Annotated in this window: 4 protein-coding genes; 1 reads left to right on the plus strand and 3 read right to left on the minus strand. The window is 62.3% G+C overall.

Going from position 1 to position 7,100, the window contains the following annotated elements; translation table 11 throughout:
- Positions 1–21: 21 nt before the first annotated feature.
- Positions 22–1,929 (minus strand): DUF2142 domain-containing protein, encoded by a 1,908-nt coding sequence (locus tag E0L17_RS07280; RefSeq protein WP_167930594.1) that lies wholly within the window; start codon positions 1,927–1,929, stop codon positions 22–24.
- A gap of 153 nt (positions 1,930–2,082) precedes the next feature.
- Here E0L17_RS07280 and E0L17_RS07285 point away from each other — a divergent pair, with 153 nt between their 5' ends.
- Entirely contained in the window at positions 2,083–4,536 is a 2,454-nt protein-coding gene (locus E0L17_RS07285; RefSeq protein ID WP_167930595.1) for a YfhO family protein, read from the plus strand.
- On the opposite strand, the gene E0L17_RS07290 is transcribed toward E0L17_RS07285, so the two are convergent.
- Both E0L17_RS07290 and E0L17_RS07295 read right to left on the minus strand, forming a co-directional pair.
- Positions 4,533–5,660, minus strand: coding sequence for an acyltransferase family protein (locus E0L17_RS07290; RefSeq protein WP_167930596.1), 1,128 nt, complete (start codon positions 5,658–5,660; stop codon positions 4,533–4,535). The two genes, E0L17_RS07285 and E0L17_RS07290, sit on opposite strands and share 4 nt — an antisense overlap.
- A gap of 101 nt (positions 5,661–5,761) precedes the next feature.
- On the minus strand, positions 5,762–7,100 hold a 1,339-nt coding region (locus E0L17_RS07295; protein WP_167930597.1), incomplete at its 5' end, for a L,D-transpeptidase family protein.

Consider the following 7,100-nt stretch of genomic DNA (forward strand, 5'->3'; position numbering starts at 1 on the left):
ACGCCACGGGCGGGCACTCAATCAGAACGCAGACACAAACCCCACGTAAGTCACCAGACACATGAGCACGAGCTCGCCGACATAGAACACTCCGGCCACCGACTCTCTGGGAACGGCCCTAATTCGTCGCCCAGAGTTGAGGAGGAAGAGGAAGATGGGGATGAAGCATGGGAGCATATAGCGCCACTGGACACCAGAGATGTACTCGGATCCGACCGGCGTGAAATCGATGTAAAGCGCAAGCGCGATCAAGAAAAGAGCCGAGAGCGATCCCACCACCACGGCAACCTTTAGAAGGCCGCCAGAAAGCGGCCCATCATCCCGAGGGTTGCGATCAAGGAAGGCGAGGACAAGGACGAGGCAGAGCGTCAGGAGGCCAAAATAGGCAGGCGTCTCATAGAGGTAGGGGAAGAAGGAGGAAGTCATCTCCTCGAGCGGGGACGCAAAGAGGAACTCGCCCAAGAACGATGCGAATATGACCATATAGCCGAGGGGGTCACTAAGTATGAACCCGACCTGACTACCATGCTCGACGTTGTCGCCGCCCCGCGAATCTCCCCCCGAGCCGTCGGACATGAGGAAGGGCAGCGCGAAGGTCATGAGCAGGAAGAGAACGCAGAGTACCGCCGAGACCCGCCACAGAGCCCTTCTTCGGGGATCACGAATGAGTTCACGGGGAGCTAAGAAGAATACCAGCGCTATCGGGAATACGACCGCCTTTACGAGCGCCCCGAGCACAAACGAGGAGTAGATGGTGAACATCTCGAAGCCGGACATCTCGCCGTCGCGACGCTGGAGCGCCGCCGCGTACCAGATGAACGAGCCGCTGATGAGCGCATAGCACCACGGGTCATACGAGAAGTTCGCGGACATGAGCAGCGGGGTGGGCAGCAACGCCAGGGCGCCAGCGAGAGCCTTGCCGCTCCTCAGGCGCCGGATGGCACAGAAGAACACATATACGTAGAAAAGCATGGACGTCAATCGGGCGAGGAAGTACTGTCCCAGACAATCTAGGTGCAGCAGCCTCCCCAACCACAGCCCGACGGCGTTGGGAATGTACCCGACACGATTGAACGCTAGGTAACTATCGGAGACCGGGGACTCGAAGCCCTGATAACGTGTGACGTCCTTGCCGTCGAGCGCACGCAATATCTCCTTCGCATATGCGTCCGAGGAGACGTCCTGCTTTGGCTGCCAAACCGCCGGGAGATTGCCGTCAATCAGGTCCTCGACGTCATAGAGGCCCAGCTCTAGAACTCCCGGGACGGACATCATTACCTCGTCGGCTGCCGTGTACTCGGCGTTCACCACATACGAGACGTTGATGGCGTTGCGAATGTGCACGTTTCCGTCCCACGAGACCAGGGCGACGACGGGCATGCAAACACAGAACAGCGTCCCGAACGAAAGAGCGATTGCCAGGAAACCGTACTCGAGGTGAGCGAGGAAGTGCCGGCGATTCCATGCGAGAAGGGCGATGAGGAACGCGATCACGGCCGGAATGGCCACATAGCGATAATCCCAGACAAAGCCGTCCATCATCGAAAACACGAGTGCCGAAAGCGCGGCGGCAGCCAGTCCGACGAGGACCGGAACCGCACCGTTTTGGACCAAGGAGCACCACGTACTTCCACCCCGTTGGGAAAGGCGAGCCCTGAGCGAAAGCAGCTCGCCGGCAGAGACCCCCCATGCTCGATAGAAGACGAGGGCAAGGATCAGGCAGAAGAAGATGACGATGCGCGTCGGGGACCAGTCGGAGGGCGACAGGAAGGATGCCGTACGAGAGCCCATGAGCGTGCCGAATTCCAGAAGCAGCGCCAGCGCGGCGCTCTCGAGCACCATGAGGGCAAGCCGGCATGCCGGCACCCTCAGACGCTCGGCAGATGGTCGCTCCTCCAGCTCATTCACCTTCAGATGCTTCGCAGCCACTGTGCAGCCCCTCCAGACAGACGGAACGAAGGCGCCCCGGGAACCCGGCGTGGGGGACGCACCTCGCAGTCCAATCTAGCATAGAGCCAGGGCGACATCCGAGTATCATTGAGCGTACCCGACTGTAGTAGTTTTTCCTTCCCCGGAGGGCACATGGACTGGCCCCGATACGCACACCTTCTCATCGCAGCACCAATCGCCGTGGTGCTCGCACTCGTCTTTGCCCGACTCACGCCGCGACTCTCCTCGAGGGAGCTCAAGGTTGGCCGCCTTGAGACCGTTCTGCTCGCCAGCGTAATCATACTGAGTCTTTTCACCGTATACGGCCGCATCTACCTCGGCGACGCCACATTTGCCTATTGGGACACGGGCTCGGACACCATCGAGCAGTACGTGCCCTTCTATGTGAACCTCATCGACAACGTGCGTGAGGGCCAGGCTGGCTTCTGGAACTTCGAGTTTGGCCTGGGGACGAGTGCGCTCAACTACCAGTCGTGGCTGCTCGATCCTTTTAACCTCGTGCTCGTTCCCCTCGGCGTGGTGCTGGGGGATGCCGCAATCGCCCCCCTGCTCGTCTTTGTCCAGTCGCTCAAGGTCCTCGTCTCGGGCCTGCTCTTCGACCGTCTGCTCACGCGCCACTGCGAGACCCCGCTCGCCCGAATCCTGGGGTCGGCGATCTTCTCGTTTGGCGGATACCTCATGCTCTGGGGCCAGCACTACTGGCTCGGCTCCGCCTATGTGCTGTTCGTGGTGGTCATACTTGCTGTCGAGCGACTGCTCGACCGATGGGGCATCGGACGCTGCATCTGCCTTGCGCTGGCGACGGCAGTCTGTCTCATCTGGAGCGTCTACTGCGGCTACATGGTGCTGCTCGCCTCGGGCATCTATGCGCTCGTCCGCATCCCCGTCTTCTCGCGGGGCGAGGGCGTCAAGGGCTATCTCAGGCTGCTCGGGAGGCTGGTCGCGCCGGTCATTTGCGGCTGCCTGCTCGCCGGCATAGCGCTCGTACCCTATGCGGCCTTCCTTCTGGGCGAGTCGAGCCGCGTCACCAGCGGCGAGCAGGCGTCGCTCGCCCAGCGCATGCTGACAGACGCCTCACTCGTTCCGCTAAGCTGGATTCCCGCGATCTTGAGCCGGCTCCTTGGCAGCGGTCTCATAACGAGCGGCGCCGCGTTCCCCGAGGGCCTGGTCGCCGCGACGGAGCGCTTTAGGTACGTGAACTGCTACGAGTTTGTCATGCTCGGCTTCTCGGCAGGTGCGATCATCCTCTTAGGGCAGTTCCTTCACTGGCTGGTGCGCGAAGCGGATGTGCGCACGCGGGTCCTGTGCGCCATGGCGGCGGCGCTTGTTGTGCTCTACCTTGTGAGCTTCTTCCTCCCCTCCCTCTTCAACGTCTTTGTGGCGCCCAAGTACCGCAGCGCCTTCGCACTCTCGGTCCCCCTGTGCGCAGCGTGCGCCGTGGGCTTTGAGCGCCGGATGGTGCTCGGTCGGCCCTCGACCTCCGCGCTTGCCGCCTCGGCCCTGGCGAGCCTGCTCGTATTGGGCTGGTCGTTTACCAACAGCGTCGACGGCAGGCTCCTCTGCGCGTTCTCCGCCCTCGTCGTGGTCGCCCTCGCCCTGCTGGGCCTCGGCCTGCGACACAAGAGGGCGTGCGGTGCCATGCTGGCCGCCATCTGCCTCGCACTCGTGAGCTCGAGCGTCGCGGACGCCTTCTTTGTCACCAACAACCGGGCGCTCTGCTCCCCCACCGACTTCCCGGGCGCCTCGCAGCCCTCCAAGGACGCGGACACGACGGCTGCACTCGCATGGATCGCCTTACAGGACGACGGGTTCTGCCGCGTGGAGAAGCTCTACTCGGACTGGACGCGCCTCTCGGACGGCCTTATCGAGCACTATCCGGGGGTGGCCTCCTACAACTCAACCCTCGACAGTGACGTCGAGGAGTTCTACGAGATGCTCTGGCCCGGAATGATCGGCGGCGGATCCGCGTACCAGGCCTACGTGGACGATCCCAACCACCCGACCCTCCTCAACCTTCTGGGCGTACGCTACCTGCTCTCGAAGGAACCCCTCGACTATGACTGGTGCACCCTCGTGCACCAGGAGGGCGAGGTTCACGCCTACCGAACCTCCTCGGAGGACTTCCTCACGTCCTCCACGCAGATGCTCTCGGAGACGGACGCCGGCTCGCTGCCAGACGCAGCGGATCGTGAGGCAAAGCTGGGCGATGCGCTCATCGTGCCCGACGAGGTCGCCGACGCCCATGAGGGAGAGAGCTTCTCGGCGTCCGTGCGCACCGAGACGGGCAAGACGACGCCCGCCTCCCTGGAGACCGCAGTGAGCAGCGCTACGGACGCGCTCGTCTGCATCCCGGTCCCCAACACCTCGGGCTGGAGCGTCACCATCGACGGGCAGGAGACCGAGACCTTCCGTGCGGGCTACGGTTTCATCGGCGTGATCGTGCCCGCGGGCGAACACCGGCTGGAGGCCTCCTACACCCCCGACGGTCTTGGTGCGGGTGCCGCCCTCACCGCTGCTGGCGTGCTGGGCCTGGCCATCTGTGTCTCAGGGCATCTCTGGCTCGAGAGAAGGGCGATGCAGGCCTAGTCCAGCGGCGTCGTTAGCGCCCTGGCGATGCGCTCGCCGGCGTCTCTCATGCGCCGCGCGTAGCCCGTTCTCTTCTCGACGGTGTCAAGCAGGATGGAGAGCACCAGCGAGGCAACCGTGAGCACAAGAAGGATGACAACGGGATAGCGGAACGAATAGAAGAAGTCGAGGAAGTAATACGAGTAGAGCAGCGTGTGCGTGAAGAATATGTTTGCCGAGTGCCTGCCGAGAAACGCCGCCGCGGTCGAGAGAACGGGAACGTTGGCAAGGTAGGTCATGACAATCATGCACAGCAGCAGCGCGAGCAGCGCGTCAACAAGGCCCAGATAGTTGTAGCTCATGCGAAACGGCAGCAGGACGCAGAACAGGGCGACGGCAAGCAGCGTCTTGGCCGCAGCGGCTCCGCGACGACCGTCACCGAGCTGCCCCCACCAGACGAACAGCTGACGGTCCGAGCAGAAGACGCCCAGGAGATAGCTCGTTATGTAGAGGTCGTACGGTGCGCATACCCCAAAGAACACGAGCACCAGCGGCACGCACGCGAGCACGAAGGCAGAGCCGAGCCGTCGCACGGCGAGCATGACCGGCGACAGAAGGAAGATGAGGACGATCGCGAGGGTCATGTACCACCACGTTGGGTTGAGCGTAGGGGTACCCATGAGGTTGGCGAGGCCAAGGGCATCAACGAGCCCTTGTGCGAGCGTAGCCCGGATACCGGGCCCGTAGACGTCGAGCGGACTTCTCCCCAGAGGGCCGCAGACGAGGGCGAGTACGAACACGGGCCAGAACCTGGCCATGAGGTTCCACCACCGTGTGATAGCGAAGCGACCCAGCTCGCCGTCACTAGGAGTCTGCCCCTCGTACCGAGCTCGAAACGTCGACGCGAGACCGTAACCGGTTATGAATACGAAAACTGCGACGCAGAGCTTGCAGAGCAGGGCAATCGACGTCACCTGGTCACCCGTTAGGGGGAAGTAGTCGACAGCATGGCCCTCGTACTCGGGATAGTCGTTGAACAGGTGATGGAACAGCAGCATGAGGACGGCTAGGCCCTTGCAGATGTCCGAGTGGAACCTCGTGAACTCGTGCGAGTCAGCCCTACCCTGCTGCGCGTACTCCGCCATATGCCCTCCCACTACCAATAACACTCGATACGAGACATGGTAGCGCATAAGAATGGGCGCCCCGCAAGGGGCACCCATCTGGCAATTACTCTGTCCCGCCCTTAGAAGCCGGCGCGGTAGTAGACGCCGTTGGTGGAGTACGGGTAGATGATGACGCGGGAACCGTCGGGTACGTTCTCCCAGACCCACTTGAGGTCGTCCATCGGGCAGCGGATGCAGCCGTGCGAGATGTCGACGCCAACCTGGCTCGCCGTATCAGACGGCGAGACGTAGCCGTCCATGTCGCCATCGATGACGGAGTGGAAGCCCTGGTCAAGATAATACGGCATGTAATACCAGGCACCGAAGTAGTCGTACTTGTAGATACGATCCTCGGCAGGCAGGTACTTGTTCGCAGAGGGCGACCAGCCGCCGCCGAGCGTCAGCTCGCCGCGGAAGGTGGGCGTACCAGCAGCCGTGTTGCCCGTGCCGCACTTGAACTGACGAGCGAGCGTCCAGGCGGAGTTCTTGTTGGCACGGTTGAAGACCATGACCTCGTGGGCGTGGACATCGACGCAAATTGCCCAGTTGGTATCACTGTAGGAGGCGTTGAGACGACGCAGGGCCTCAAAGACGACGCTCGTACCCTTCGCGGTCACCTTGCCGTCGGCATCGGTAGTCACCACAATACCCGTGGGCGTGGTGAAGGTGCCGGTCATGATGTAACCCTCAGTGGTGGAGCCGTAGTACTCGGTCTTGCCACCGTCGAGCTCAATGAAGCCAATGCCCGCACCAATGGCAACCGTCCCCTTGCCGTCAACATCCGTGCCGGTAATCTCACGGAAGTAGTACTTCTTGGCAGTTCCGTCATACGCGCTGGTGGTGACGAAGCCGGTCTTACCGCTGTAGAGAACGCCGCCGTTGTCAGCAAGAAGCATGGTCTTGCTGTCAAAGGCGTACTTGCCACGAGCGACATAGCCCTTGGTCGGAATGCCGTAGAAGTGCTGGCCGTTGACAGTAAAGAAGCCGGTCTTCACCGAGTGATCGTCGTTGACGTAGTAACGCTGGAACTCGCCGCTGTCGTAGGCGCCGCCCACGTACCAATTGCCGTCGGTCGGCGAGATAAGCACGCCGCTCGAGGCGTCGGCGACGTAGAACTTGCCGCCATCGGAGCCCTTGCCGCGCAGGACGTAGCCCTCCTTGGTGAGGCCGACGAACCACTGGCTGCCCACCTGGAAGGTACCGCTCTTCGCGTAGCGACCGAGGGTGGAGTCCTCGACAATCCAGTAGCGCTGCATGCCGCTGTCATAGAGGTCGGTCACGACCCAGCCGGGACCCTCGAGCGATCCACCGTTGTCAGAGAGGTAGACCCTTCCGTCATAGGTGTTCTTGCCGCGCAGGACATAGCCCTCCTTCGCGCCGGCATAGAACCACTTGCCGTCGCCGGTCTGGAAGACACCC

The organism is Olsenella sp. SW781 (genome assembly GCF_012027725.1).
Taxonomy (GTDB): domain Bacteria; phylum Actinomycetota; class Coriobacteriia; order Coriobacteriales; family Atopobiaceae; genus Thermophilibacter.

Coding starts and splice junctions, on each gene's coding strand:
- E0L17_RS07290 (WP_167930596.1), bottom strand. CDS start 5,660: ATGGCGGAGTACGCGCAGCAGGGTAGGGCTGACTCGCACGAGTTCACG.
- E0L17_RS07285 (WP_167930595.1), top strand. CDS start 2,083: ATGGACTGGCCCCGATACGCACACCTTCTCATCGCAGCACCAATCGCC.